At 58.4% G+C, this 25,747-nt stretch carries 21 protein-coding genes and 1 pseudogene; 14 read left to right on the top strand and 8 right to left on the bottom strand.

All coding sequences use genetic code 11. The features are described 5' to 3' along the window. Positions 1-5: 5 nt before the first annotated feature. A complete protein-coding gene (locus tag GAL01_RS14050) occupies positions 6-2,171 on the bottom strand; it encodes a putative bifunctional diguanylate cyclase/phosphodiesterase (RefSeq protein WP_231865234.1) in 2,166 nt (721 codons plus the stop codon). Between the two features lie 60 nt (positions 2,172-2,231). Between GAL01_RS14050 and GAL01_RS16095 the strand changes: the two genes are divergently transcribed. Further along, positions 2,232-2,477: a hypothetical protein gene (locus GAL01_RS16095; protein WP_231865233.1), complete on the top strand. Its 246-nt coding sequence runs from the start codon at positions 2,232-2,234 to the stop codon at positions 2,475-2,477. Positions 2,478-2,578: 101 nt separating this feature from the next. Here the strand turns inward: GAL01_RS16095 and GAL01_RS14045 are convergent, their stop codons facing one another. Both GAL01_RS14045 and GAL01_RS14040 read right to left on the bottom strand, forming a co-directional pair. After that, positions 2,579-3,307, bottom strand: a complete 729-nt coding sequence (locus tag GAL01_RS14045) for a hypothetical protein (RefSeq protein WP_062027853.1) — start codon at positions 3,305-3,307, stop codon at positions 2,579-2,581. Positions 3,308-3,529: 222 nt separating this feature from the next. Next, on the bottom strand, positions 3,530-4,297 hold the full coding sequence (locus GAL01_RS14040) for an alpha/beta fold hydrolase (protein ID WP_062027850.1): 768 nt from the start codon (positions 4,295-4,297) through the stop codon (positions 3,530-3,532). 182 nt (positions 4,298-4,479) lie between these two features. Here GAL01_RS14040 and GAL01_RS14035 point away from each other — a divergent pair, with 182 nt between their 5' ends. The 6 genes from GAL01_RS14035 (at position 4,480) to flgA (ending at position 10,665) form a co-directional block, all read left to right on the top strand. Then, on the top strand, positions 4,480-6,258 hold the full coding sequence (locus tag GAL01_RS14035) for a chloride channel protein (RefSeq protein ID WP_062027948.1): 1,779 nt from the start codon (positions 4,480-4,482) through the stop codon (positions 6,256-6,258). A gap of 98 nt (positions 6,259-6,356) precedes the next feature. Beyond that, positions 6,357-6,824 carry a RidA family protein gene (locus tag GAL01_RS14030; RefSeq protein WP_062027944.1) on the top strand — a complete coding sequence of 156 codons (468 nt, stop codon included), beginning with the start codon at positions 6,357-6,359 and terminating at the stop codon, positions 6,822-6,824. Between the two features lie 33 nt (positions 6,825-6,857). Next, positions 6,858-8,021 carry a GNAT family N-acetyltransferase gene (locus GAL01_RS14025; RefSeq protein ID WP_099253351.1) on the top strand — a complete coding sequence of 388 codons (1,164 nt, stop codon included), beginning with the start codon at positions 6,858-6,860 and terminating at the stop codon, positions 8,019-8,021. 82 nt (positions 8,022-8,103) lie between these two features. Continuing rightward, positions 8,104-8,844, top strand: coding sequence for a flagellar basal-body rod protein FlgF (gene flgF / locus GAL01_RS14020; protein WP_062027939.1), 741 nt, complete (start codon positions 8,104-8,106; stop codon positions 8,842-8,844). A gap of 33 nt (positions 8,845-8,877) precedes the next feature. Continuing rightward, positions 8,878-9,669 (top strand): flagellar basal-body rod protein FlgG, encoded by a 792-nt coding sequence (flgG, locus tag GAL01_RS14015; RefSeq protein WP_062027937.1) that lies wholly within the window; start codon positions 8,878-8,880, stop codon positions 9,667-9,669. A 3-nt stretch (positions 9,670-9,672) separates the two neighbouring features. Next, on the top strand, positions 9,673-10,665 hold the full coding sequence (gene flgA / locus GAL01_RS14010; protein WP_062027935.1) for a flagellar basal body P-ring formation chaperone FlgA: 993 nt from the start codon (positions 9,673-9,675) through the stop codon (positions 10,663-10,665). Positions 10,666-10,698: 33 nt separating this feature from the next. Here flgA and GAL01_RS14005 read toward each other — a convergent pair whose 3' ends face one another. The 4 genes from GAL01_RS14005 to GAL01_RS13990 all read right to left on the bottom strand — a co-directional run bounded on the left by GAL01_RS14005 (position 10,699) and on the right by GAL01_RS13990 (position 18,087). Next, positions 10,699-12,624, bottom strand: coding sequence for an alpha/beta hydrolase family protein (locus tag GAL01_RS14005; protein WP_062027933.1), 1,926 nt, complete (start codon positions 12,622-12,624; stop codon positions 10,699-10,701). Positions 12,625-12,629: 5 nt separating this feature from the next. After that, entirely contained in the window at positions 12,630-15,935 is a 3,306-nt protein-coding gene (locus GAL01_RS14000) for an efflux RND transporter permease subunit (RefSeq protein WP_062027931.1), read from the bottom strand. Between the two features lie 80 nt (positions 15,936-16,015). Then, positions 16,016-16,819 carry an SDR family NAD(P)-dependent oxidoreductase gene (locus GAL01_RS13995; protein ID WP_062027929.1) on the bottom strand — a complete coding sequence of 268 codons (804 nt, stop codon included), beginning with the start codon at positions 16,817-16,819 and terminating at the stop codon, positions 16,016-16,018. A 71-nt stretch (positions 16,820-16,890) separates the two neighbouring features. Next, complete coding sequence (locus tag GAL01_RS13990; protein ID WP_062027927.1) at positions 16,891-18,087, bottom strand: lipase family protein; 1,197 nt, start codon at positions 18,085-18,087, stop codon at positions 16,891-16,893. A gap of 177 nt (positions 18,088-18,264) precedes the next feature. Here GAL01_RS13990 and GAL01_RS13985 point away from each other — a divergent pair, with 177 nt between their 5' ends. The 7 genes from GAL01_RS13985 (at position 18,265) to GAL01_RS13960 (ending at position 25,045) form a co-directional block, all read left to right on the top strand. Further along, on the top strand, positions 18,265-18,516 hold the full coding sequence (locus GAL01_RS13985; RefSeq protein ID WP_062027925.1) for a DUF3297 family protein: 252 nt from the start codon (positions 18,265-18,267) through the stop codon (positions 18,514-18,516). Beyond that, complete coding sequence (locus GAL01_RS13980; RefSeq protein WP_062027923.1) at positions 18,513-19,481, top strand: nucleoside hydrolase; 969 nt, start codon at positions 18,513-18,515, stop codon at positions 19,479-19,481. Before GAL01_RS13985 ends, GAL01_RS13980 begins: the two co-directional genes overlap by 4 nt. A 51-nt stretch (positions 19,482-19,532) precedes the next feature. Beyond that, positions 19,533-20,768 carry an NAD(P)/FAD-dependent oxidoreductase gene (locus tag GAL01_RS13975; protein ID WP_062027946.1) on the top strand — a complete coding sequence of 412 codons (1,236 nt, stop codon included), beginning with the start codon at positions 19,533-19,535 and terminating at the stop codon, positions 20,766-20,768. A gap of 7 nt (positions 20,769-20,775) precedes the next feature. Further along, positions 20,776-21,006: a hypothetical protein gene (locus GAL01_RS15545; protein ID WP_145995650.1), complete on the top strand. Its 231-nt coding sequence runs from the start codon at positions 20,776-20,778 to the stop codon at positions 21,004-21,006. 166 nt (positions 21,007-21,172) lie between these two features. Further along, the gene (locus tag GAL01_RS15540) at positions 21,173-22,885 is read left to right on the top strand and encodes a hypothetical protein (protein WP_145995649.1); all 1,713 of its coding nucleotides are present in this window, start codon (positions 21,173-21,175) and stop codon (positions 22,883-22,885) included. A 1-nt stretch (position 22,886) separates the two neighbouring features. Beyond that, the gene (locus tag GAL01_RS13965) at positions 22,887-24,800 is read left to right on the top strand and encodes an HAD-IIIC family phosphatase (protein ID WP_082790627.1); all 1,914 of its coding nucleotides are present in this window, start codon (positions 22,887-22,889) and stop codon (positions 24,798-24,800) included. Positions 24,801-24,802: 2 nt separating this feature from the next. Continuing rightward, the gene (locus GAL01_RS13960) at positions 24,803-25,045 is read left to right on the top strand and encodes an acyl carrier protein (protein ID WP_062027911.1); all 243 of its coding nucleotides are present in this window, start codon (positions 24,803-24,805) and stop codon (positions 25,043-25,045) included. Here the strand turns inward: GAL01_RS13960 and GAL01_RS16090 are convergent. Next, positions 25,001-25,747, bottom strand: a pseudogene (locus GAL01_RS16090) (IS5 family transposase); the annotation flags it as partial. The gene GAL01_RS13960 and the pseudogene GAL01_RS16090 overlap by 45 nt on opposite strands.

Genomic DNA, 25,747 nt, shown 5'->3' with positions numbered 1-25,747 from the left:
TCGGATCAGGACGCTTCCATGACAGCCGGGGCCGTCGTCATGAACTGACGGGTGTCTTCGGGCGAAAGAGGACGTGACAGCAGATAACCCTGAACTTCCGTGCAGCCCAGGCGCCGCAGGTAGGAAAGCTGTTCCTGACTTTCCACGCCTTCAGCGGTCACGGCCACACCCAGGTCGATCGACAGGTCTACCACAGCACGCACGATGGAGGCTGCCCGGGACTCACGCAGCATGTCTCTGACGAACAGACCGTCCAGCTTGATTTTCGAGAACGGGAAGAAGCGCAGATATCCGAGCGATGAGAAGCCCTTGCCGAAATCGTCGAGCGCAATGGAAATCCCGGCGCTCTGAAGGCGGCTCAGCAGCGTGAAGGTTGCGGCATCCGGCTCCATGAAGATGTTTTCGGTCATCTCGATCTGGAGACAGCGGGCCGGGAAGCCGGTTTTTTCAAGAACCCGGAACGTATCCTTGAGGAAGGTTGGGGCCTCAAGCTGCCCGACCGAGACATTGATCGACAGGACAAGCCCCTCTTCCCATTCGCAGGCAAAGAGGCAGGCCCGTTCCATGACATAGACGCCGAGCTTCTGGATCAGGCCGGCCTCTTCGGCAAGCTGGATGATCCGCTCGGGGGGAACGCGGCCATATTCGGGATGAGACCAGCGGATCAGCGCCTCGAATCCGCAGAGCTTCTGGCTCTGGGTGTTGAAGAAAGGCTGGTAGACAATGCCCAGCTCTCCTTTGTCCAGTGCCTCGGGGAGCGCGCGGATCAAATCCCGGTTCCGCTTGGCTACAGTCCGCAGTTCCGGATTGTAGAAGCGATGCGTGTGGCCTCCGAGGCTCTTGGCCTCGTAAAGCGCCAGATCGCTGGCTTCCAGCAGACTGCCCACGCGTTCTGATCCGCCAATGGACAGCACGATTCCCACGCTGAGACCAACAGCACAGCGTACGCCTTCGCCAACCCGGATGGGCACGTTCGTTAGCGCATTGATCAGACCCGATGCAGTGGCGGAAGCCTGAGCCGGTGTTGTCTGGCGTTCGAGCAGCATGAATTCGTCGCCGCCGAAACGGTAGAGTCTGTGACGTTCGCTCAGGGTGCGGCTCAGGACGACCGTGACTTTCCGGAGCATCTCGTCGCCGGCGGAATGGCCGTGCCGGTCGTTGATCTGTTTGAAGCCGTCCAGATCGAGGTTAAGCAGGGCAAAGGCCTCTCCGGTGCGTGCGGTCTCGATGAGGTAGGTTTCCATGTCGTCGAGGAAGGCGCCGCGGTTGGGCAGGCCGGTCAGAAGGTCATGCCGCGCTCTGAAAGAGGCACTTTCCTGCGCCCAGTGCGTCTGGGTCACGTCCGTCCCGACGCCGCGATAGCCGACGAAGGTGCGGTCCTGAAAAACCGGGCGTCCGCTCAGCGACCAGAAGCGCTGCTGACCCTGCAGGGTTCCGGAGACCACGATGTCCCGGAAGAAGATTCGGTTGTCGAGGCACTGTCGCAGCCGCCCGAGCCCCGTCCGTTCGTCACCGTCAAAAGCGGCCGGACCTGCCAGATCGGACAGGATGTCGAAGAAGATACGGGTTTCAAGCCACTCGCGGCTATTGTCGAAAGCCGAGGCCAGACTGGCCGAGACATTGCGCAGACTTCCTGACGCGCAGGTTTCCCACAGCCAGTCGCCGGTGTCGTCATCGGCATTGCGAAGCAGAAGCTGGACGATGCTGTTGCGCTGTTCGAGGGAATACCGGCTGACGAGAAAAGCCGTGAACAGGGTCCGCACGGCCATCGTCAGTGACAGGACGAAGAACAGATAGACCGCCATTTCGATGGCGATGTAAAAATAGAAAATTCCGTGGTCGATCGTCCACGCCTGAAAAAGGGCGAAGCAGCAGGACAGGATGAGCATGGAAGCGATGATTTCTCCCATGCCCGTCAGGGGAACCATCGTAATGGTCGTCGCGGTCAGCCCGACCATAATGCCGGCGACCAGAACCCGGTCATTGGCGTCTCCATAAGGAAACACGACGGGAGGAAGCGTGATCCAGCAGAGAGCGAATGCGAAATTGAGGCCCTTGAGGATCCACGACTGCCGGGTGTCGACCAGTTTTTCGGTCGGGATCGCATAAAAGCAGATGTTGTAGAGCAGGAGCAGGAGCAGGACAGCTCCGCACATGCTCGCACCGTACATCGGATAATTCCGCATCAGGCACAGGCCTGCGATCGGGCCGCAGCTGAACTGGGGAACAAAATGGAAGAAGTTCAGACCGCGCAGGACCCGGCAGCGCGAAAGGCGGATTTCTTCCTCTGCTCCTGCCGGGATTTCGGCCCGGAAGGGGAAAAGTCGGGCAAGCCGCATTTGTTTGAGCAGGGTCAGGACGGCTGTCATTATGTCGCGCATGACCAGGAGGCGACAACAAAAGCCGGTGAGACAGGCAAAGACATCATGAACCTTCCCAATAGCGGAGGAGGGTGCCACGATGACAGGAATTTATGAAGTTTTTCTTTGCAGAGAGCGAATCTGTTGCAGACAACATCTCCGCGCCTCGGGTATGGCGCCCCGGACACGGAGATAGCTGTTAAATGGTTAAGGTTTCGTTAGTGCGCCATTTCCGGCGTCGTGTCGTAAATCTCGTGGCTGGCTTTTTCAAACATTTCAATGCATTCGCGCATATTGGCCGTCAGAGCTGCACGAGTGATGTCCGGATCGTTGGACGGATAATATCCGCGGGCCAGATCCTCATCGATTTCCAGGTGGGACGGGCCGTCATGTTCGTGCTCGTCATGCGCCAGACCCCAGGTCCAGTGCTTCTTCGCGAACAGACTGGTGAACTTCGGAGCATGGCAGAGATAGGCAGCCAGTTCTTCGGCAATGTATTCGACGGCTGCGAGCCAAGAGAAGAAGACCACGGGATCTTCGCTGTCTGCATTGGCGATCAGCTTCTGGACCGTGGGAAGCGTGTCGTAGTGGGTTCCATACAGGTCGAGGCCGAATTCTTTTGCGCCGTCAGCCCAGAGAATGGCGTGTGAGCCCTCTTCTTCCTTCATTTCCCGCACGGCTTCACGCGCTTCTGAAAAGAAGGTCTTGATCCGGGCCTGTCCGAAACGCTGGACGAGCGGTTTGATGGGAAGATGGCCGACGCGTACGTCAATAGCGCGCTCGAAAGCCTGAATAAAAGGCCACCAGCCGATCATCATGGCTTTAATAGTCTCTTTATCGCCATGAGCTGCGCCCCGGGCCAGCGCAGAAGAATAGATTTTCTCTCGTGTAAAGACACGCATTTCGGCACGATTTACCAAAGGCTCGGAGAACAGTAGAGCGTACATCAGCGTAATCCTGAAGAAGTTTATTACATGCGCCGTTCCGGCAGTGATGTTGTAGTCGTTAAATTTTCAGAAAAGTAACTTTTTTACTTTAATTTTAATTGAGTTTTATTAAATTATCAAAATATTAATATATTAGATTCTCATTATGTTGCTTAATCGTAATGATATGATTCGCGTAAAACTGCCGCCCTTCCGTCTGGTTTGATATCGTAACGTCTTCCTTCAGGCCGGGGCCTGAAGGAATTCCATCATTTCCTTAAGAAACGCGCGGGGCTGTTCCACATGAAGCCAGTGTCCGGCATCAGGCAGGGAGTGGATCAGCGCCTGCGGAAAGAGCGCCCGGATCGGATCGTGATGTTCGGGCCGGACATAGGGCGAAGCACCCCCACGCAGAAAAAGGACAGGCCCTTCGTAAGGCGCAATCTGAAGGTCGGGCCAGCTTTCGATCTCATGAATGTCGCGGGAAAGGTCGTCGAAACCGATGCTCCAGCCCGGCGAATCGCCCAGCCGTATATTCTGCAGCAGGAGTTCGGCGACGGGTCTGCTGCCCGTGATGGGTTCCAGAAGGTCCAGCCCTTCGCGGCGTTCGAGCGAAGCGGGGAATGTGAGGGTGTCCAGCTTCGAGATCATCTCGCGGTGGCCATGCCCCGTTCGTGCGGGCGCAATATCCGCCACCAGCAGTTTCGTGACGCGCTCGGGGGCGGCCAGGGCGAGCATCATGGCCACCTTGCCGCCCATGGAATGTCCGACGACCGCAAAACGACCGATTCCCAGATCGTCCAGCGTTTCCAGCACGTCCTGTGCCATGAGAGCGTAGCTGGCGGGGCCGTGCGGACTGTGTCCGTGGTTGCGCAGATCCAGCGCCAGCGTCCGGAAGGTCGCAGCGGCGCCGCGCTGGAGGACGCCGAGATTCCGGGCCCGCCCGAACAGCCCGTGCAGGAAAACGACTGTCTCCGGGCCTTCGCCGCGTTCGATGACATTCAGTTTCATCAGTGATCCTTCCATGACAGCTGTTGATCGGCAGCCCGCTTGCCGTCAAACAGGATCACACCTGCCGCCCGGGAGCCCGCTTGTCCACCAGTCCCGCCCCTTCGCCGCCCCCTCCGCCTGCGTTCCCTGACGGTTCTGCAAGCCGTTTTCCGGGCCGCGTCCGTATTATGCTGCGACAGGGGATGAACCGCTTTCAGGCGCGGCTGTTTCCCCATGCGCCATCAAATCTGCGCACGCTGGTGCGTGGCAACGAGATCTGGCTGAGCGTGCTGGCGGGGTTTGTCGGCATTCTGTCAGGGTTGTGTGTGGTCGTCATGACCCATCTCACATTCTGGATGCACAGACTGCTTTTTGGCGTTTCGGGTGTGTCCGGCGGTCATCTGTCCGGTTTGAACGCTCTGCCGCCTCTCCGCACAGTGGTTGTGCTGGGTGGTGGTGGGCTGATGATTGGTCTGTTCGGGGTGCTGATCGCAAAAATCATGCCGCGCAGCCCGGTGGACCCCATTGAGGCGAATGCGCTGCATGGCGGGCGCATGTCGGTGCGCGACAGTCTGGTCATCGTCTGCCAGACCGTTCTGTCCAACGGCGTGGGTGGCTCCATCGGACTTGAGGCCGGGTTTACCCAGATCGCGGCCGCCTTCGGTTCCCGGATAGGGCGCTCCTTCCGGGTGCGTCGTGAGGATCTGCGCGTTCTGGTGGGGGCCGGGGCCGGGGCTGCGATCGGGGCAGCGTTCGATGCCCCCGTGGCTGGCGCGTTCTATGCGTTTGAGCTGGTGATCGGCTCTTACTCGCTGGGCAGCCTGTCTCCCGTGGCCGTCGCCGCGCTGGCGGGCGTGGGCGTAACACGCTTTCTGGGCAGCGTTCCGCCCGGCATTGTCATTCCCTCTCCTGGAGCGCTGTCCTGGGAAGGGACGGCCGGGGCGGTCCTCATCAGTGTTCTCACGGCGCTGACGGCCATCGGGCTGATGTTCTGCGTCACCCAGACGGAGGGGCTGTTCCGCAGGATGCCCGGACCGGTCTGGCTGCGGCCTGCGGTTGGCGGTCTGATTGTGGGAGGGCTGGCAACGCTTCATCCGTCCGTTCTGTCAGCGGGGCACGATGCGATGCGTGCCGTCTTTGCAGGCAATGTCACGGCGCGAATGGCCGTCGTTCTGTTGCTCCTGAAGGCGCTGGCGTCGTGCCTGTGCATTGGGTCCGGATTTCGCGGAGGGCTGTTTTTCGCGTCGCTGTATCTTGGGTCTCTGGCAGGGACGATCTACGGCACACTTCTGGCGCCGCTGGGCATTGCGCCGGATTCCGTCACGGCCTGCGCGCTGATCGGCATGAGCGCGATGGCCGTAGCCGTCATCGGCAGCCCCATGACAATGGTGTGCCTGATGCTGGAACTGACTGGTAGCGTGTCCATGAGCGGTGCCACGCTGGTGGCTGCGGTCCTGTCTCTTCTGACCGTGCGTCGCCTGTTCGGCTACAGCTTCGCGACATGGCGCTTCCATCTGCGGGGCGAATCCATCCGTTCCGCTGTCGATATCGGCTGGATGCGCTCACTCAATGTACGCCGCATGATGCGCGGACAGGTCCGGACCCTTCCGGCGGAGACGTCCGTGAACCGGGCACAAACCCTCTTTCCGCTCGGCTCGGCCCAGCGGATCGTGCTGCTTGATGAGGCGGGACACTATGACGGTATTGTTCATCTGGCGGAACTGCACGCCGCCCCTGCCGACCAGACATCCATCAGAACGCTGGCCCTGTTCCGTAACGCCATGCTCACACCGCTTATGAACATCCGCGAGGCGATCGAACTGTTCGAAAAAGCAGAGGCCGATGCGCTTGTCGTCGTCGAGGACCCCCAGTCCCGGCAGGTGATCGGAACCCTGACCGAACAGCACGCCCTGCGCCGCTATGCCGAAGAACTCGAACGCAGCCGCAGAAGCCTTGCGGGTGACGACAGCCTGCCAACGTGACCCGGCTCCGGCTTGCCCCCTTGGCATCGGGCCGTTCCCGCTTCAACATATGGCCCTGTCAGATGCCCGTTCCGGGCGCCCCAACCGGAGATTTTCCCATGACCGCGACCCCCGAATCCCGCCTCGCCGCCCTCGACATCACGCTGCCGGTCGCAGCCGCTCCGGTTGCGAACTACGTCACGACCGTACGGACGGGAAACCTGCTCGTCGTGTCCGGCCAGCTCCCGCTGGTGGACGGCAAGCTGCTTATCACCGGCAAGCTGGGTGACGAAGTTTCGGCCCATGCCGGTGTGGCCTGTGCCCGCGCCTGCCTCATCAATGTTCTGGCGCAGGCCAAAGCCGCGCTCGACGGCGATCTTTCCCGTATCACGCGCGTTGTCCGTCTGGGCGGCTTCATTGCCTGCACGCCGGAATTCACCGACCACGCCACCGTCATGAACGGCGCGTCCGATCTGGCTGTGGACGTGTTCGGTGACGCCGGACGCCATGCACGCTCCACGATCGGCGTGCCGAGCCTGCCCGTGAATGCGCCGGTCGAGGTCGAGGCGCTGTTCGAAATCGCCTGATACGGGAGAAACCGAATGGGAGAAGCGGAGACCATGCCGTCCCCCGACTGGAGCCTGAGCCTTCATGCCTCGATCCACGAGATCGGGGCCGAAGCCTGGGACGCCTGTGCGGGAGCGGATAATCCGTTCGTCTCCTTCGGTTTCCTGTCCGCCCTTGAAGACAGCGGTTCCGTCGCGGACCGCTCCGGCTGGCTGGTCCGTCATGCCGCCTTGCGCGCGCCGGACGGCTCCATCGCCGCCCTCGCCCCGCTTTATGGAAAATCCCATTCCTGGGGCGAGTACGTCTTCGACCAGAACTGGGCCCGCGCCTATGAAGCCGCGGGGGGCCGCTATTATCCCAAATTCGTCTGCGCCGTTCCGTTCTCTCCGGTGCCCGGCCCGAGGCTTCTGCTGCGTCCGGATCTGCCGGATCCGCAGGCCGTGGCGCAGGCCCTCGCCGCCGCGCTTATTCAGGCGACGGCGCAACTCGGCCTGTCCTCCCTGCACGCCAATTTCTGCGACGCGGCTTCGCTCGAGGCCTTTACCGGGGCTGGCTATCTGCCACGCACAGGCCTTCAGTATCACTGGCAGAATAACGGCTACACGACATTCGACGATTTTCTGGCCGCGCTGTCCTCCCGCAAACGCAAATCCATCCGCAAGGAACGCAGTGCTGCCCAGTCCTGTGGTCTGACCTTCAGCACGCTCCGCGGAGACGACATCACGCCGGAAGACTGGAAAGCGTTCTACCGCTTCTACCAGTCCACGATCGACCGCAAATGGGGCAGCGCTTATCTGACGGAGCGCTTCTTTCCCATGCTGTCCGAGCGCCTCGGAGACCGCGTGGTCCTGATGATGGCCCATCATGATGGAAAAGCCGTTGCAGGCGCCCTGAATCTCATGGGGACCGACGCGCTGTTCGGGCGGAACTGGGGCTGTGAGGGCGACTGGCCCTTCCTGCATTTCGAGCTGTGCTATTACCGTGCGATCGCCTTTGCTATCGAACACGGCCTCTCCCGTGTTGAAGCCGGGGCGCAGGGCGAACACAAGATCCAGCGTGGCTATCTCCCGAGTTTCACCCACTCGGCCCATGCCATACTCGATCCCGGTCTGCGACAGGCTGTCGCAGCCTTCGTGGAAGAGGAACGGACAGCCCTGCAGGCAGAGGCGGCGGAACTGCTGACTCTTTCACCATATCGTCACGGCGAGTCGGGTTGAAGGTGTTCGTTTAACGATTGGGAAAGCTTTGTGCCGCTACGCTGTGCTCCGAAATCGGGATTGACCGGAGCCTGTAACGCCCATGGAGAACAGTACCTATATCGCGCTTTCGCGCATGGATGCCCAGCAGCGCGCCATGTCCGTGGTTGCGGACAACATGTCGAATGCATCGACCGTGGGCTACAAACGCGAAAATGTCCTTTTCAGTGACTTCCTGTCCCATCAGCACGGCTCCAAACAGGCAGAGGGTGCGGATACGGAATCCTACACGCAGGACCGTGCGACATACCGGGACTTTCAGCAGGGCGACATGCAGTCCACTGGTAACCCGCTGGACCTCGCGCTCGGAGGTGAAGGGTATTTTCAGATCCGTACCGCCAATGGTGTGCGTCTGACGCGGGCAGGACGCTTCGAGGAACAGCAGGACGGCGCTGTCGTTGATGAAAGCGGCAATGCCCTGCTGGACCGCGACGGGCAGCCGATTGTCCTCCCCCAGACCGACCACCGCATCACCATTTCCGCCGATGGCGTGATCTCGACCGAAACCGGCGAACAGGGTCAGATCGGCATCGTGACGGCACAGGACGACAACAGGCTTCAGGCCGAAGGCAGCAGGCTTCTGAGGACGGATCAGCCCACAACCGCTGTGGAGCGGCCCAACATCGTGCAGGGCATGGTGGAAGGCAGCAACGTCCAGATGATGACCGAAGTGACGAAGATGATGGAAATTCAGCGGAATTTCCAGTTCATGGCGCAGTTCGTGGATGCTGAAGCCACGCGCCAGAAAAACGCCATCGACAAGATCGTTCAGGTCTCGGCCTGATTATTTCCCCGGACGGGACAAGGATAACTTTCCATGCGCGCACTCGACATCGCCGGAACGGGCATGCAGGCCCAGCAGACCAACGTCGAAACTATTTCCAACAATATCGCGAACATGAGCACCACGGGGTATAAACGCTCCCGCGCCGAGTTCCAGGATCTAATCTATCAGAACCTCCGTCGCGTGGGCGCAAGTTCGTCCGATACCGGCACGACCATTCCCGCCGGCGCACAGGTCGGCCTTGGTGTGAAGACGGCGGCGATTTACCGCATCAACGATCAGGGCAGCCTTGAGCAGACCAGCAACTCCCTGGATCTGGCGGTTCAGGGGCGCGGTTATTTTCAGGTCCAGCTTCCCTCGGGGCAGCTTGCCTATACCCGCGACGGCACGTTTTCGATGGACAACAACGGTTCGCTCGTAACTGCGGATGGCTATCTCATCAGCCCGACAATTACGATTCCCAACAATGCGCAAAGCATTTCGATCGACCAGTCCGGTCAGGTCAGTGTGCAGATCGCCGGTCAGAACAACACGACGCTCGTCGGCCAGCTGCAGCTTGGCATCTTCACCAACGAAAATGGTCTGGCCGCGATGGGCCAAAACCTGTTCACGCAGACGACGGCCTCAGGCGACGCCATGATGGGCAATCCCGAGGCTGTCGGTTACGGCAGCATCATGCAGGGCTATGTCGAAAACTCGAACGTCAATGTCGTGACCGAAATCACCGATCTCATCACGGCACAGCGCGCTTATGAGATGAACAGCAAGGTCATCACCGCGTCCGATGACATGCTGAAAACCGTCACCAATCTGGGCGGCGCTTAAAACATGAGCCGCGCCCTGGTGACGGGTGGCATTCTGCTGCTGGCGGGGTGCGGTGCGTTTTCCTTTGCGTCAGCGGCGACGCTGCGAACGACCGTCAATGTCGATCATCCGCGCGTGCGTCTGTCCGATTTGTTTGCCGATCTGGGCAAAGGACAGGACACCGATATCGGCGATGCTCCCGCGCTTGGGGCGAGTTACGTGGTGGGTGGTCCGCAGTTGACGGCCATTGCCGCCCAGTTCGGCGTGGACTGGCCGGATGCCTCGCCTCTGGTGTCCACGACCGTAACACATACGGCGCGCATGATTACGGCGGACGATGTGCTGCCTGTCGTTCGCGAGGAGCTGGAACTGCCGTCCGATGCGCGGGTGGAAGTGGCGCTGACCGGCTTCAAGCCCGTACCGGTTCCGGTTGCGGATCAGGGCGCGCCTGCCATCCTGCATATTGACCGCCCGCCGCATGGCAGCGAGCACTTTACGGCACGGCTTGAGGTTCCTTCCGCCAAGGGCGGGCAGGGAACGGCTTTCAATGTAAGCGGAACGGCGACCATGGAAGTGCGTGCGGTGACCCTGCGCCACGCCATGCATCTGGGGCAGCCCATTCTGCCGGATGATGTCAGCATGACGTTCGTCCGGGTCGGTCTGATTCCGGATGATGCGTTACAGAACCCTGAAGATGCGGTTGGTCTGGAGGCGCGGGGTGTGCTCGCGGCTGGTCAGGTTCTGAGCGTTTCGGAACTTGCTCATCCCCAGCTTGTGCATCGTGGGTCCCCCGTCGTGGCGACGTTTTCCGGCCAGAGCCTTCATCTGACGGTATCCGGAACCGTTCTGGAAACAGGCGGGAAGGGCGATACCGTGCATGTTTACAATGCCAGCAGCCATATGGTGCTGACAGGACGTGTTGTGGACCGGACGGAAGTGGAAGTCATTCCTGGCATCATGCCGCTTTCCGCCGACAACAGACTCCATCAGCAGACGACGGCTCTCCCGTCTCTCTGACGGGCAGCGTCCGCCACCCGTCAGGTCGGTTTTTCATTTCGTCAGATAGGTGTCGAACCAGTGGATGGTCCGCTGTACGGCATCCTCCCAGGCCTGCGGGTTGCGCATACCGTGGCCCTGTCCCGGATAGATGACGAGCGAACTGGGCACATGCAGGGTCTGGAGCGCATGGAAGAACTCCTGGCTCTGGGGCATCGGGCATTCTTCATCCGCAGAGCCGACGAAAATGAAAGTCGGGGTATGGGCCTGCCGGATATAGAGAATGGGAGAGGAATGGGCGTAGATGTCGGGGTCGTCGTAGACGGATTTTCCGAAGAAAGGCAGCATCCAGCTGTCGATGTTGTTTTCTCCATAATAGGAAAGCCAGTTTGAAATTCCTGCTCCGGCGACGGCTGCCCGGAAGCGATCCGTCTGGGTGACAGTCCACATCGTCATGTAGCCACCATAGGAAAATCCGGTCAGGCCCAGACGATGGTCGTCGACAGGAGCGATCTTCTCGACCGCATCAATCCCGCGCAGCACATCGCGCAGATCGCCATGTCCGAAGTCCCTGCGGTTTGCCGAAGTGAAGGTTTCGCCCTGTCCGAAGCTGCCGCGCGGATTGGGCATGAAGACGTTATAGCCCGCATCCACAAGCGCCATCGCCATGTATCCGTGGTCGTGCAGATAGCGAGGACCGGACGCGCTGGACGGTCCGCCATGCACAGAGACGATCATCGGAACCTTCCCGTTCTGCTCCATGCCAGGCTTGCGTTTGAGAGGCTCCAGCAGCCAGCCCTGAACGGAATAGCCATCGCTTTTCCATGTCAGACTGCGGGCTTTGAGATGGGGCAGCTGTGCGGCATTGTCGCGGTTGACGGGCTTCCAGAGCGCAATGGGGCCTGTTGCGATTTCAGGCGCCTTTTCAAAGCTCTGCCGGACGATGGCGGTATGCTGTCCCGCACAGGACAGGCTGGGTTCGGACCGGCCATCCGAAATCATGGTGGGATCTTCCCAGAGCGATCGCACGCTGCCCTGCAGGGACCAGATCGCACTCCGGTCGCCTTTGATGCCTGCGGCGATCAGACCCGGACCGCACGCCCAGGACAGATCGGTCACGGTGGCTTTGAGGCCCGGTGTCAGGTTGACGGGGCGGGCGCCGGGCTTCGTCAGGTCCAGAGTAAAGGCGTCTCCGCCGATTGCTCCATAATCGCTCATCAGGCCGCCGATGAAGGAGACCTGTTTTCCGTCCGGGGAAACGCGGGGTAGATTGAGCTGCTGTTGCTGGGGCGGGGTGTAGAGGACGCTGTCCGTGCCGTTTGCGAAGGCATGGAGTTTTGCAATCCACCAGTGATCGTCCCCGTTACCGGGAGCGGCCGTGGCGACGAAACCCTGCCCATCCGGTCGCCAGTCATATTCGTAAACATACAGATCCGCCGGGGACTGCCAGTTCAGGCGTCCGTTTTCGATCACGCCAATCCGCTGTTCGTCCACCTGCGTATTGATTTCACCGGATGGGGGCGCCCCGGCTTCCAGCGCGCCGGGTTGACGATGGGCGTTCTCGATCGCCAGAACGCCAATCTGCCCCTGCGGTCCATAGGACAGGGACTGAAGCGTGCCCGTGAAGCTCAGAATCTGTACGGCATGATGGCCGTCGCGGTCCGCCTGCCAGACCGACAGGGTTTTTGCCGACGGATTTTTCAGCACATAGGCCATCGCCTGCCCGTCCTGCCGCCATGCAAAGGAGCTGGCCACGCAGCCATGACACAGGGGCAGGGAACTGCGGGCTCCGGACGGAACGACATACAGGACCGGCTGTGACGGCACGTCCTGACCCGGCTGTCCGGCAGGGTGTTCGAGCGAGAGCAGCCGTGTTCCGTCCGGGGAGATGGCAAGATGGGTGTAGAGCTGCACGGGGGCGGCCAGAGCCGTCAGGGGGAACAGCGCGGCCAGCAGGGCGATGCGACGGGGAAGGATCATGGTTTTCAGGTCCGTCTGGCAGAAGGGGCGGAGGTGTTGTGGCGGCGCAGCAGGCCGAGCAGCCAGTGGTACAGACGCTTCGTTCTCGCACCGATGGCGTCCATCCACAGATAGACGATCGGCGTGGTGTAAAGCGTCAGAAGCTGGCTCACAACCATGCCGCCGAGGATGGAGACACCCAGTGGACGGCGCATTTCCGCGCCGTAGCCATTGCTGATGATGAGCGGGACCGCGCCGAGTGCGGCGGCGAGGGATGTCATCAGGATGGGGCGGAAACGGGTGATGGAGGCCTTGAAGATGGCATCCTTCGGGGAAAGCTTCTCGACACGCTCGGCATGGATGGCGAAGTCGATGACGAGAATGGCGTTTTTCTTGACGATGCCCGTCAGCAGGATGATGCCGATCATGGCGATGATGCTGAAAGACTCTCCCGCGATCCACAGCCCCAGAACCGCGCCGATCCCGGCGGAGGGCAGGGTGGAAAGGATCGTGATGGGATGGATCAGGCTCTCATAAAGAATGCCCAGCACGATATACATCACGGCAATGGCGGCGAGAAACGCCAGTGCGCCATTGATCATGAGCTTGCGCGTGTCGCCGGCCGTTCCGGTGAAGTCGCCCAGCACGCCATCGGGAGCGTGCGTGCTCTGCATGGTCTGTTTGATGAGCGCGACCGCATCGTTGTAGCTCACGCCCGTCGCCAGATCGAACGAGATGTTGGCGGAATAGTAGTTGCCGCGATGGGTGATATCCAGGGGCTGCGGTTTCCACAGGATGGACGCGACGTTCATCAGCGGGATCATGGTCTCGATCGCGGAGGAGACGGCGGCACCGCTGGAGGTATTGCCGGAAAGCTGGTTGGCCAGCGAGTTCTGGATGGAGGCTGTCGCGAGAGACGTGAAACTGCTGGCAGAGGTGCTGGCGTCGCTGCGGGCGCGGATCAGGTTGGAGGCCACGCCACCGGCTGCCGTGCCTGCGGAGGTGGAAATCCAGACCTGACGGAGCGTCTCGGGGTCCATCCGGTATTTCGGCGCCAGCACCATGACCACGCGGTGTTCGGTCGTGGGCAGGTGGATCGTGGAAACGATGGCCTGGCCGTAGGAATCGTACAGGACGTTCTGGATCAACTGCGGGGTAACGCCATAGCGTGCTTCCGTATCGCGCTGGACGGTGATGTAGGCGGCTGCGGACTGCCCCTCGGTCGTGGAGGAGATGTTGACCAGCTTGCCCGAGGCGCGCAGGGCGTTCAGCAGGATCGGAACGTAGCCGAACAGATCCGAGACGTTGTCTCCGCGCAGGACGTAGCGGTAGCTGCCGGTATTCTTGGAACTGCTGCCGCCCTGACTGCTTCCGCCAACGCTCCAGAACGACACGTCCGCTCCGGGCTCGGTGGGCAGGCGTTTGCGGATGCGGTCCAGAATGGTTTCCGCGGAAGCGCGCTCGTCTTTTTCCTTTAGATGGATGTAAAGTTCGCCGCTGTTTTTGTCGTCGCTGAAAATGGTGGTGGACGTGACATCGGGGTCCGTCTGGGCGATGGCGCCGATTTCTCTCAGGCGCCGGTCGATTTCCTGAAAGGACATCGTGGGGTCGCCCTTGATGCGTCCTGCCAGCAGCGACATGTCTTGGGACGGGATGAATTCCTTGGGCATCAGCATGACGGAGCCGATCAGCACCACGAAGCTCAGCGGCAGGGTCAGGCCCATCAGGACGGGATGGCGCAGGCACCAGTGCATGGAGCGGCCATACTGCTTCAGCGTCCAGTCCAGCGAGGCTTCCGTCACGAAAGCGATGGAACCGACCACGCCTTTGCGGGGCTGATCGCCATGGTCGATTTCCAGCATCCTTGCGCACATCATCGGCGTCAGCGTCAGGGACAGCCACATGGAGATGACGATGGCGGAAATCATCGTCATGCAGAACTCGAACATGATCGAACCCGCTCCGCCCGGCAGGAACAGCAGCGGGATGAAAACCGCGACCAGAGAGGCGCTGATGGACAGGACCGTAAAGCCGATCTCCGAAGAGCCGATCAGACTGGCCGTGTAACGGTCCTTTCCTTCCTCCATGTGCCGCGCGATGTTCTCAAGCACGACGATGGCGTCATCGACCACGAAACCGACCGCAATGGTCAGGGACATGAGCGACAGGACATCGAGCGTGAAGTTGAATGCTGCCATCGCCGCCAGTGTGCCGGAGAGCGCGATGGGGACCGTCACGGCAGGAATCAGTGTCGTGATCATCCTGCGGAAGAACAGCAGGATCACGAGCACGACCAGCACGACAGACAGGATCAGCGTCAGCCGCGCATCCGCCAGAGACGCGCGGATGGACCGGGACGTGTCGAGGCCCACGACCAGATTGACGTCCGCCGGCAGGGCATCGCGCAGATGCGTCAGGTTGGCGTTAATGCCGTCCACAATAGCCACGGTATTGGCATGCGGCTGTGCGGTTACGACCAGCGTGACGGCGCGATGTCCGTTGATGTAGCTGGTCTGGTAGACGTCCTGAACGCTGTCGGTGACGGTGGCGATGTCGCTCAGACGGACGGGATAGAAGTCGTTGCGGTAGCCGACGATCAGGTCCCGGTACTGGGCCGCGTTGATGGCCTGATCGTTGGTGGACAGCATCATCCGCTGGCCGTGGCTGTCGATGAAACCCTTGGGTGTGAAGGCATTGGCCGAGGCGAGAGCCGTACGGATGTCCTCAAGCCCGATGCCCCATTTATAGAGCGGGTTGGGATTGAGCTCGACACGCACGGCGGGATTCGTCGATCCCACGACTTCCACACGCCCCACGCCCTTGACCTCGGCGAGCAGCGGCTTGATGCGGATATTGGCGATATCGTAGAGCTCGGCCTGTGTTTTCTGGTCCCCGGTCAGGCTCATCAGATAGACCGGGAAGCCGCCGCCATCCATTTTGAAGGCCTGCGGATCGGCATCCATGGTCCCCGTCGGTAGGTCGGCGCGCGCGGCGCGCAGGGCCGCCTGCGTGTCACGCAGGGCGCCGTCGATGTTCCGCGACGATGAGAACTCCAGAAAAATCTGGGCCTGTCCGGCACTGGTGTCGGATTCGATGCTTTCCAGATCCGCGATCGACCCGAGCCTGCGCTCCAGAGGCGTTGTGACGGAGGTTGCCATCTGCTGCGGGTCAGCGCCCGGCTGGGTCGCCACGACCATGATGGATGTGGTGGTCATGTCCGGCATCGTGGCGACGGGCAGGAGCGGATAGCAGATCAGTCCCGCCATGAAGATGGCAATGGACATCAGTGTCGTCGCGACCGGGCGGTCTATGAATAGGCGGCAGAAATTCATGCGGTCAGTTTATCCACAAAACCGCGTTTCAGGTCATTACTGATAGGACACAAAATGTCAGTTCTTCAGTGTGCGGGCCGTCAGAAGTCCGGCATGCCTGCCGGTTGGGCGGAGGGCTGGGTGACGTAATAGCGTTCTGCCAGGCGGGGCGGGAGAAGATCCATCAGGCGGGATCCCATGACCAGCCATGCCGGAAAGGTCACCCGGCGCGTCTGGCGCAGCGTTCCGCGCAGGATCCGGCGCACGGCTTCTTCCGTGGACACCAGACCGGGCATGGCAAAGCGGTTTCCCTTCACCATGGACGTATCGACAAATCCGCAGCACACGCTGGTCAGGCTGATGCCGAAACCGCCCAGCCGGGCTGCATTGGCCACGATGAAGCGGTCGAGAGCGGCCTTGGAAGCGGAATAGGATGGCGTGCCGGGGTAGCACACGAACCCCGCGACGGACGCCATCACGCAGATCCGCCCGCGCAGGTCTTCGCTATTCCGCTCCTGCCCACGCATGGCCTCGACGACCGGAAAGAACGTGTTGAGCGTTCCAGTCAGGTTGATGTCGAGCATGTCGCGGACGCGCTCTTCACGCTCCAGAAGCAGACCGTCGCTGGCGGTCTGAGGCAGGCCGCCCGTGATGCCTGCACAGAGAAACGCCATGTCGAGCCGGTCTTCCGACGCGGCGGCGATCCACTCTGCCATGCCCTGACGGTCACGCGTGTCCAGCACGGCCGGGACCGCTCTGGCCCCTTGTCCGTCGCAGCGCCGGGCCGTTTCCATCAGGCCGTCTTCAGCGTGATCGCACAGATGCAGGGAAACGCCCGGACGGGCCAGTTTCAGGGCAAGACCGCGTCCGATCCCGGATGCGGCCCCTGTAATCAGGATATTCATGGGGCGGAGTCTAACAGAGTGTTTCCGCGATGCGACCCCCGAAGGGGCGAAAACATCTCTTCTCCGTGAGGTTACTTCGGGGAATTACAGTCCGAACGGGGGCTTGTGCCCGCAAGAAGCTGTCCGGCGAAGCTGTGGGCTTCCGTGACCATGGCGGCAAGTGTGCCGTTGTGGCTGGCATCATGAATCCGGTGTGTCACGGGTGTTCCAGCGGCACAGAGACGCGCGACGAGGCGTTTCTGCTGGCCGGTGGATGTGTGCAGATCCTGTGCGCCTGATTCGATCAGAACAGGTGAGGGCAGGGAGAAGCCCGGATATTTCGCCCAGTCGAACACGGGCGCCAGCACACGCCCCGCTTCGGGTTCGAGCAGGGTCGCGGGTGTCAGGCCGGAGCGTTTGGCGATCGGGAAGAAATCCGAAGCGCACATGGAGCCTGCATCACGCAAAAGGCGCTGCCCACGGGGCGTGAAAGCCTCGTTGATGTCGGTGGACGGATCAGCCTCGACCAGCGACTGCCCGAGTGTCAAAAGTTCAGGCACGGCCGGGGAGAAGCTGCGCGGATTGGCGGGATGCAGAAGCTCCTGCGCCGTCTGTTCGTCCAGATAGGGCGGGGCAGCAGCAATCGTGCCCAGAATATGCAGATGCGGGGCATAGGTCGAAGCCATGGCCGCAGCCGCCAGAGCCGCCTGCCCACCTTGTGCATGACCATTCAGCACCACATTGTCTGACAGGTCCGGGAGGCGTTCGCGGGCCGCGCGCACGGAATCCAGCACGCTCATGCCTTCCGAACGCGCGTTCAGCAGAAGCGGTGCGCCGGGCTCGCCCATGCCGGGATAGTCGGTCGCGACGATCGCAAAGCCCTGACGCAGCCATCCGTCATAGAAACGCGCCTGAACGGTACCGATTCCCATCACGGACGGCGCGCAGGTCAGGTGCAGGCCGCTCTCTCCATGCGCCCAGGCCAGAACAGGCCAGCCCCCCGCCGGAGCCGGACCACGTGGGACCAGAACCTGTGCCGAGACGCGCACGAGCTGATGCGGGTTGCGCGCATCCGTACTGCGATAGGTCAGACGATAGACGGAAGCAGGCTCATGGGACGGCACGGAATCCAGCCGGATCGCCTGCCCGGCCGAGACGGGCGCGCTGATGGACCAGTTGTCGCCGTCGTCATCCGAGGCGCAGCCGGACAGGGCGGCTCCGGCCGTCAGAAGCATGACGAGCGATGTCAGGGCGGTCAGCGGTTTACGGCGAAAAGAGCGGTACGGCATGGGCGGTCTGTCTCCGACAAGAAGCGTCTCTCATAGCAGTGCTCCGCGTCCTGTGGGAGCGGCCATATCCGGCATTGCCTCCGGGGCCGGGCTTGGAGAGCCGTCCATCCGGCGCTACAGAGAAGACCTCTGACGCGCGGGTCCGACCTGATCGGATCTGATACAACGAGGATAGCCATGACCGACACCATTCCCGATCGTCTCTCCGCCAGCCCCGACAGCCCGTATTACAACGAAGAGCTGCTGTCGCGCGGCATCGGTGTCCGCTTCAAGGGCGAAGAGCGCACCACCGTCGAGGAATACTGCATCAGCGAAGGCTGGGTGCGTCTGGCCGTTGGCAAGTCCATGGACCGCCGTGGCCGCCCGATGACGATCAAGGTCACGGGGCCGGTCGAGGTCTGGATCAAGGATTCTGAAGAAGACGCATGATGACACAGGCCAGCTCCACCGGGACCGCACCCCGCCGCATCGTTATCGACACCGATCCGGGTCAGGACGATGCCGTGGCCATCCTGCTGGCGCTGGCCTCGCCGGAACTGGCGGTCGAGGCCATCACGACCGTCGCCGGCAATGTTCCCGTCGCTCTGACGACGAAAAACGCCTGCGTCCTGCTCGAACTGACGGGTCGGACCGATATTCCGGTGTTCGCGGGCGCGGCCCGTCCGCTGCATCGCGCGCCCATCAGCGCCGAGCATGTGCACGGCGAAACGGGCATGGCGGGAGCCGATCTTCCGGAACCGACGCTGCGTCCACAGGCAATTGATGCTGCAACGCATCTCGTGGACCTGCTGCGGCGTGAGCCCGAGGGCACGATTACGCTGGTCTGCCTCGGCCCCATGACGAATCTGGCTCTGGCCCTGACCCATGCACCGGACATCGCCCCCCGGATCGCAGGGATCGTGGCCATGGGCGGTGCACAGCGCGAGGGCGGCAACATCACGCCGACCGCCGAATTCAATTTCTTCGTGGACCCTCATGCCGCCCGCATCGTCATGCGTTCCGGCATCCCCATCACGCTCCTGCCGCTGGATGTGACGCATCGCGCCATCGCCACACCGGCCCGCCTGAAGCCGATTGCGGCGGTTGGCTCGCCCGTGACGGACATGGTCGTCCGGATGCTGGGGGCGGAAGACAGGTTCGAGAAGTTCAAATATGGCTGGGAGGGCGGTGCGTTGCACGATCCGCTCACCATCGGCTTCCTGCTGTGGCCGGAGCTTTTCTCGGGACTGCGCTGCAATGTGGAGATCGAGGTCGACGCGCCGCTGTGCGTGGGCCAGAGTGTGGTGGATCTGTGGAACGTAACCAATCGCGTTCCGAACGCGTTATGGGTCAATGACGTTGAGGCAGATGCCTTCTATTCCCTGCTGACGGAAAGACTTGCCCTTCTGGTCTAGACTTTTTGCCGTCGCACAATGACGTTGGAGGAACCGAACATGGCAGACCCGATGCTCGACCCGACCCGGTCCGACCGCTTTTCAGTCGTCATCGTCGGCGGTGGTGCCGCTGGCATCACCATCGCAGCCCAGCTCAGACGCGAACGCGCCAATCTCTCGATCGCCATTATCGAACCGTCCACGACCCATGCCTATCAGCCTGGCTGGACGCTGGTGGGTGCCGGCGTGATGACGCTCCCCGAAACACTCCGGCAGGAAGGCGGGCTGATCCCGCGCAATGTCGAATGGCTGCGGGACAGCGTTGAGAGCTTCCAGCCCGAAGCCAATACCGTGACACTGAAAGGCGGCCGCGTTGTCGAATACCGCCGCCTGATTGTCTGCCCCGGTCTTCAGCTGGACTGGGACAAGATCGAAGGTCTGCCCGAAACGCTGGGCCGCAATGGTGTGGCGTCGAACTATTCGCGCGAGACGGCGGCCTATACATGGGAATGTATCCGCCATCTCGATGGCGGCAAGGCCCTGTTCACGCAGCCGCCCATGCCCATCAAATGCGCGGGCGCACCGCAGAAAATCGTTTATCTGGCCTGCGATCACTGGCGCCGCGAAGGCTCCCTGCACCGCACGGAGGTCGATTTCTCGATGGCGGGCAATGCGCTGTTCGGCGTGTCCTATTATGTCCCGTCGCTTCAGCGCCAGATCGACTATTACGGCGTAAACCTTCACAAGCAGGAGAACCTGATCAAGGTGGACGGCGAAAAGCGGGAAGCAACGTTCCAGATTGTCGGGACGGACGAGACCATCGTGCGTGCGTTCGACATGCTGCATGTCGTGCCGCCACAGAGTGCGCCGGATTTCATCAAGGCAAGCCCGCTGGCCAATGAAGCCGGGTGGCTGGACGTCGATCCGGCCAGTCTGCGTCACAAGACCTATGACAATATTTTCGGTGCCGGAGACGTCCTGGGCACCAGCAACGCCAAGACCGCCGCGGCTGCCCGCGAACAGGCTCCGGTCGTTGTGGAAAACCTTCTGGCCTCACTCGATGGCCGACCGCAGACAGGCAGCTATGACGGCTATGGCGCCTGCCCGCTGACGGTGTCCTACGGCAAGGTCGTGCTGGCCGAGTTCCTTTACGGCGGCAAGGTCGCGCCGAGCTTCCCCTACGACCAGCGAAAACCCAGCCGTTTCGCCTGGTTTCTCAAGACCGAAGTGTTTCCGAAGCTCTACTGGTACGGAATGCTCAGGGGCTACAACATCAGGATCAAGCATACGCCCAAAGAGACGAGTTGAACCTGGCGTGATTGAACCGGCTTTGATATCTGATCAGGTAGTGGGCGCTATGATTGGCTGCCGTATCCAAAATCGTTTAACTGACGAGTCAGGATTTGCAGCCAAAGAAAGAGATAGCGGCCTAATCGGCTTGTTTTTCCAACCCTCTGTCTTTTCGTTCGGACAATTTATTCAATGTGTTGATCATCAGAGCTTCGAACATCAGCACCGAGGCAAACAGGAAAAGCCTTGGATTTGATTACCACGCTCGTAGAAAAAATTCATTAAAACCTAAAAAAGGGGGGAGATCCTTCGATTGTATACATCGAGAAAATGACTTACCCTGAATAACAGGGAAAACGCTCTTGAAAGACCATAAAAAGCTGTCGTACTATAAAGAATAGAATGCAATATAGGCAAAAATAATGTCTGAATTAGATTATAGAATAGATAGTTTTAATTTTTCCAACCATGATTTTTCGAAAATTAAAATTGATGGATGGTTTGTGAATTATGAAAAAAAAATAACAGAAATTTTTTTTCATATTCGTAATTTGGATTATAAGATAGATTCTTACGGACTTCACAGCCAAGATGTTGCTGACGTGCTTGGGGATAGAGCACTTAACTGTCGTTTTATGCAATTTATATCTTTTCGGGAAAATATTTTTTTTGAAGATATTTCCGAATCATTTTTTATAGTGAATTATACGGATAATACTTTTGATATTGTTCGATTTAATGGTCCAGGCCGACAAAAATGGGCGCTTCCAAAATACAAAAATTTTTCGGACCTGCGAATTCACATGAGCGTCCGAGCACGGGATCGCACAACGCTGCGCAAACATCTCCAAGAGCTGGAAAGAGTTACAGGAATAGCTAAGCCAGGTGTTGTCATTGGATACTCTGACGATCCGAGATTGTATCGGGTAGCTCATGAATATGGATGGGACTATGTTTCTGCCCATGGAAAAACAAATATTCAATTCGAGACTCTTGCTTCTTTCTACCTGAGAACAGTTCTGGGTAGCGATATTTTACTTCTTATTTCCGATATCCGTCCTTTACATCAAGATTGGGATAGTCGATGGATATTTGGAGTTTTGAGTTTTGGTTCAGTTGTTTATTTGTCGCCAGAGCAGATCCAAAAACCCCTTCAAGGCGAGGGTAGCTGGAATAACCCCTTCCAGATTTCCGAACTGAGCAAAACCAGTCTGGCGGCTTTTACAGCATCTGATATTGAATTGTTTGGTCTTCCTGGTCTGCGCTCGCTTTCATCCGAAATAGAAAATCAAGGCGAAAAACCAGAATCTTCGCAGACCATGTATGCTCTTGATACTGAGGTTATTGCTGTTGCGCCCGAGGGTGAAAAACAGATCAGTTTCATGAATCCGTTTGCAGAAGGCGTTTCTTCCCTCTCGGAACAGAGAGAATGCCTGAAGAGTATCCTGCTAGATGCATATCCTCTGGCTTCACAGCGCGATCCTGAAAATAGACTGATCAATGATCAGAGATTATTTTCACGATTTACGAGTTTAGGTGACAATTGCGAATTTGGATTAATTCAGCGCGAAGTTGGTTTGGAACCCCTTGATCTGTTCAGATTTGGAGGAATACGAAATATTCAAAATCTTATACAAGCATTTGATGAAGATTTGAGTGCTTTTGGGACAGTGAGTGATACCGAGATTTATGAAGCATACGGTGAGTGGATTTCCACAAGTAATCGTTACGGAGTAACGTTTCATACTCATCGCTATGCTCATGATTCATCTAGTGAAGCTGTACTTGCAAGCGAGCAAAAAAAACTACGATATCTTGCCCGGAAAACTCTGGAGGATCTTGAAGAAGGAACAAAAATCCTTATTCGGAAATCCAATGACATTATTACAGATGAGGAAGCTCGTTCTCTTTATCGAGCCGTCAGGCGACATGGAAACTGTCCCATTCTGATAGTCACTCAAGCATCTGGTGAGGCTGATCTCAATACCGTGGAGGACTTGGGAGATGGATTACTAAGAGGCTATATTTCACACTTTGCTCCTTATGCAGAAGCATATTCAGGGTCATTAGAAGAATGGAGGGATCTCTGTGGAGCCGCCCTTGATCTCGTAATTCAGGAAGTGGGAACACATTGACATGTCAGCACCCCAGCTAGCTTGGCTTCCAGATCCAAGTCTCATAACGACGGGTCATCTATGGGATCAACGTCTCTCGCAGGCAAAAGACGCCGCCCCTGACTGGGATACTCTGCTGGAGCTTGCGCGTTATAATTTGAATTTCATACGCACGATGAAACTGGATCGGGTTTTAACGCGACAGTTCCCGGAACCTCCTACCCACCTTGCTGTCAAACCTGTCCGCCTTGCACTTCTGGGCTCTTCCACAATATCTCATCTTATTCCGTCACTTCGAGTTGCGGCTCTAAGGCATGGCATTTGGCTCACTGTGCATACAGGAGAGTATGGAAGTTACCGTCAGGAGCTCGGGCAGGATGACAAAGCTCTCAAAGAATTTGCACCCACACTCATTCTCCTGCTTCTGGATGCGCGACATATAGCAGGCTTTTTGCCAAGTAACGCCGACCAAGCAACGGCCGATATGGCATGTCAGGAAGTCGTTGATAGCCTGCTTCCAGAATGCTGGCGCGACGCTAAAAGCCGTTACGGATGTCCTGTTCTTCAGACTTCCTTTCTTCCTGTTTTTCCACGTCTTATGGGAAGTGCAGAATCGCTTCTTCCATCTTCATCAGCCAATTTCATAACGCGGATTAATTCACTTCTGCCCGACAGTTGTCGCAGGCATGGTGCAATCTTGGTCGATCTTGCTGCTGAGGCAACGCGATACGGGCTTGAAGCTTGGTATGATCCATCACTGTGGTGGCGTGCCAAGCAGGAAATTGCCCCGAGCGCAGCTCCTGTTTTTGGCGAACTTGTGGGTCGCAGCTTGGCCGCGCTGGCGGGCCGTTCATCAAAATGCCTTGTGCTTGATCTGGATAATACTCTTTGGGGAGGGGTTATTGGTGATGATGGTCTGGATGGTATCGAGCTTGGGCAGGGAAGCCCTTTGGGCGAAGCATTTGTCGCTTTGCAGGATTATGCATTGCGTCTAAGCCGTAGAGGTGTCGTTTTGGCAGTCTGCTCCAAAAATGATGAGCTGAATGCACGTTTACCTTTTCAAAAACATCCAGAAATGATCCTAAAAGAAAAAGATATTGGATGTTTTGTAGCCAACTGGAACGATAAGGCAGAAAATATTCGCGAAATTGCTTCCCGTCTTAGTATTGGTCTCGATTCCATAGTGTTTGTGGATGACAATCCATTTGAGCGAGCTCGAGTGCGCGAGGCTTTGCCTATGGTCAATGTTCCAGAAATACCAGAAGATCCTACACTTGTTCCAGATGCGGTAGCGGCGGCTGGGTATTTTGATCTTATTGAATTGAGTTCTGAAGATCTCAATCGAAGCGATCAATATCAGGCCAACCTACAGCGGCAATTCCTGCAAGAAAGTTCTACAGATTTCAATAGTTATTTGAGTGGGTTAAATATGACCCTAGTTTATGGTCCGTTCGACTCAACTAATCTTTCCAGAATCACACAGCTTATTAACAAAAGTAATCAATTCAATCTAACAACACGCCGTTACAGCCAAGACGATCTGACGACGCTGATGGTTGATGATACAGCTTTCGGTCTGTGGTTCCGTTTGACAGACCGTTTCGGAGATAATGGTCTGATTGCAGTAGTCATAGGACGGGACGCTGACGAAGGAATTGTAGAGATTGATACATGGCTCATGAGTTGCAGGGTTCTAGGCCGCGGCGTAGAGGAAGCAACCCTCAGTGTTATTGCCGCTCAGGCTCTCGCAAGAGGAGCTGTAGCGCTTAGAGGAATATATCTGCCTACGTCCAAGAATAATATGGTTGCAGACATGTATTCTCGACTTGGGTTTACCTTGTTGGAAGATAATGGGATAAGAGGAAAAATATATATCCTTTCCTTGGTGGAGCGGAGCGTTAAACAAACCTCTATTACTTTAAGCTCGGAGTCTTGAAAATGAATCGTACCGAAGTTGCTGTGCAGATTACAAAAATATTTCAGGATGTTTTCGATGATCCTGATCTGCTGCTAAAGGATGAAACAACAGCTCGAGATATTCCGGGATGGGATTCTGTTGCGATGATCAACATCATTGTGGCTATCGAAGAAAATTTCAATATTCGTCTAAAAACGCGAGAAATTGAAGGATTGAAGTCAGTTGGAGATCTTTACGAAGCAGTTTTGAATAAAATTTCCTAGGCTCAGGACACATAGCCAGAAGATGACGGTTGCGGCGAGGCAGATGGCGGAGAAGAAGGCGGTCGGGTATCTGTCATAGCGGGTTGCGACCCGCCGCCAGTCCTTGAGACTTCCGAACATGATTTCGATGCGGTTGCGTCTTTTGTATTTTCGCTTGTCGTATTTGAGTGGTTTTCCGCGGGATCTCCGTCCCGGAATGCAGGGCCTGATCCCCTTTTTCCTCCAGGGCATCCCGGAACCAGTCAGCATCATACCCCCTGGTCCGCCAGCACCCACTGTGCCATAGGAAGGCTGTCCAGCAGAGCAGCGGCACCAGTGTAATCACTGACCTGTCCCGCCGTTATGAAAAAAACTCAGCGGTCGTCCGTTCTGATCGATAATCGCATGCAGCTTGGTATTCATACCGCCTTTGGTGCGACCGATCAGGCGGCCCGGATCCCCTTTTTTAGCCGCAGGCTTGAAGCCGTGCGATGTGCTTTGAGATCAGTCGCATCAATCATAATGGTCTGAGGCTCTGCCTTTCCGGCAGGCAGGCCATCCATCATCCGCATGAAAATGCCCATGGCGCCCCAACGTTTGCAACGGTTGTAGAGCGTCTTGTGCGGGCCGTATTCCCAAGGCACATCCGCCAGCGCAGACCATTGCGGTTCACGAAAATGATGCCGCCTAAGCACGTGGCGGTCATCAACACGGTAATTGCAA

Source organism: Gluconobacter albidus, from assembly GCF_002723915.1.
In the GTDB taxonomy this organism is placed as follows: Bacteria; Pseudomonadota; Alphaproteobacteria; order Acetobacterales; family Acetobacteraceae; genus Gluconobacter; species Gluconobacter albidus.
This window is presented reverse-complemented; position numbering and strand designations above follow the sequence as displayed.

Coding starts and splice junctions, on each gene's coding strand:
- GAL01_RS14050 (WP_231865234.1), bottom strand. CDS start 2,171: ATGTACGGTGCGAGCATGTGCGGAGCTGTCCTGCTCCTGCTCCTGCTC.
- GAL01_RS16095 (WP_231865233.1), top strand. CDS start 2,232: ATGGAAGAAGTTCAGACCGCGCAGGACCCGGCAGCGCGAAAGGCGGAT.
- GAL01_RS14045 (WP_062027853.1), bottom strand. CDS start 3,307: ATGTACGCTCTACTGTTCTCCGAGCCTTTGGTAAATCGTGCCGAAATG.
- GAL01_RS14040 (WP_062027850.1), bottom strand. CDS start 4,297: ATGAAACTGAATGTCATCGAACGCGGCGAAGGCCCGGAGACAGTCGTT.
- GAL01_RS14035 (WP_062027948.1), top strand. CDS start 4,480: ATGAACCGCTTTCAGGCGCGGCTGTTTCCCCATGCGCCATCAAATCTG.
- GAL01_RS14030 (WP_062027944.1), top strand. CDS start 6,357: ATGACCGCGACCCCCGAATCCCGCCTCGCCGCCCTCGACATCACGCTG.
- GAL01_RS14025 (WP_099253351.1), top strand. CDS start 6,858: ATGCCGTCCCCCGACTGGAGCCTGAGCCTTCATGCCTCGATCCACGAG.
- flgF (WP_062027939.1), top strand. CDS start 8,104: ATGGAGAACAGTACCTATATCGCGCTTTCGCGCATGGATGCCCAGCAG.
- flgG (WP_062027937.1), top strand. CDS start 8,878: ATGCGCGCACTCGACATCGCCGGAACGGGCATGCAGGCCCAGCAGACC.
- flgA (WP_062027935.1), top strand. CDS start 9,673: ATGAGCCGCGCCCTGGTGACGGGTGGCATTCTGCTGCTGGCGGGGTGC.
- GAL01_RS14005 (WP_062027933.1), bottom strand. CDS start 12,624: ATGATCCTTCCCCGTCGCATCGCCCTGCTGGCCGCGCTGTTCCCCCTG.
- GAL01_RS14000 (WP_062027931.1), bottom strand. CDS start 15,935: ATGAATTTCTGCCGCCTATTCATAGACCGCCCGGTCGCGACGACACTG.
- GAL01_RS13995 (WP_062027929.1), bottom strand. CDS start 16,819: ATGAATATCCTGATTACAGGGGCCGCATCCGGGATCGGACGCGGTCTT.
- GAL01_RS13990 (WP_062027927.1), bottom strand. CDS start 18,087: ATGCCGTACCGCTCTTTTCGCCGTAAACCGCTGACCGCCCTGACATCG.
- GAL01_RS13985 (WP_062027925.1), top strand. CDS start 18,265: ATGACCGACACCATTCCCGATCGTCTCTCCGCCAGCCCCGACAGCCCG.
- GAL01_RS13980 (WP_062027923.1), top strand. CDS start 18,513: ATGATGACACAGGCCAGCTCCACCGGGACCGCACCCCGCCGCATCGTT.
- GAL01_RS13975 (WP_062027946.1), top strand. CDS start 19,533: ATGCTCGACCCGACCCGGTCCGACCGCTTTTCAGTCGTCATCGTCGGC.
- GAL01_RS15540 (WP_145995649.1), top strand. CDS start 21,173: ATGTCTGAATTAGATTATAGAATAGATAGTTTTAATTTTTCCAACCAT.
- GAL01_RS13965 (WP_082790627.1), top strand. CDS start 22,887: ATGTCAGCACCCCAGCTAGCTTGGCTTCCAGATCCAAGTCTCATAACG.
- GAL01_RS13960 (WP_062027911.1), top strand. CDS start 24,803: ATGAATCGTACCGAAGTTGCTGTGCAGATTACAAAAATATTTCAGGAT.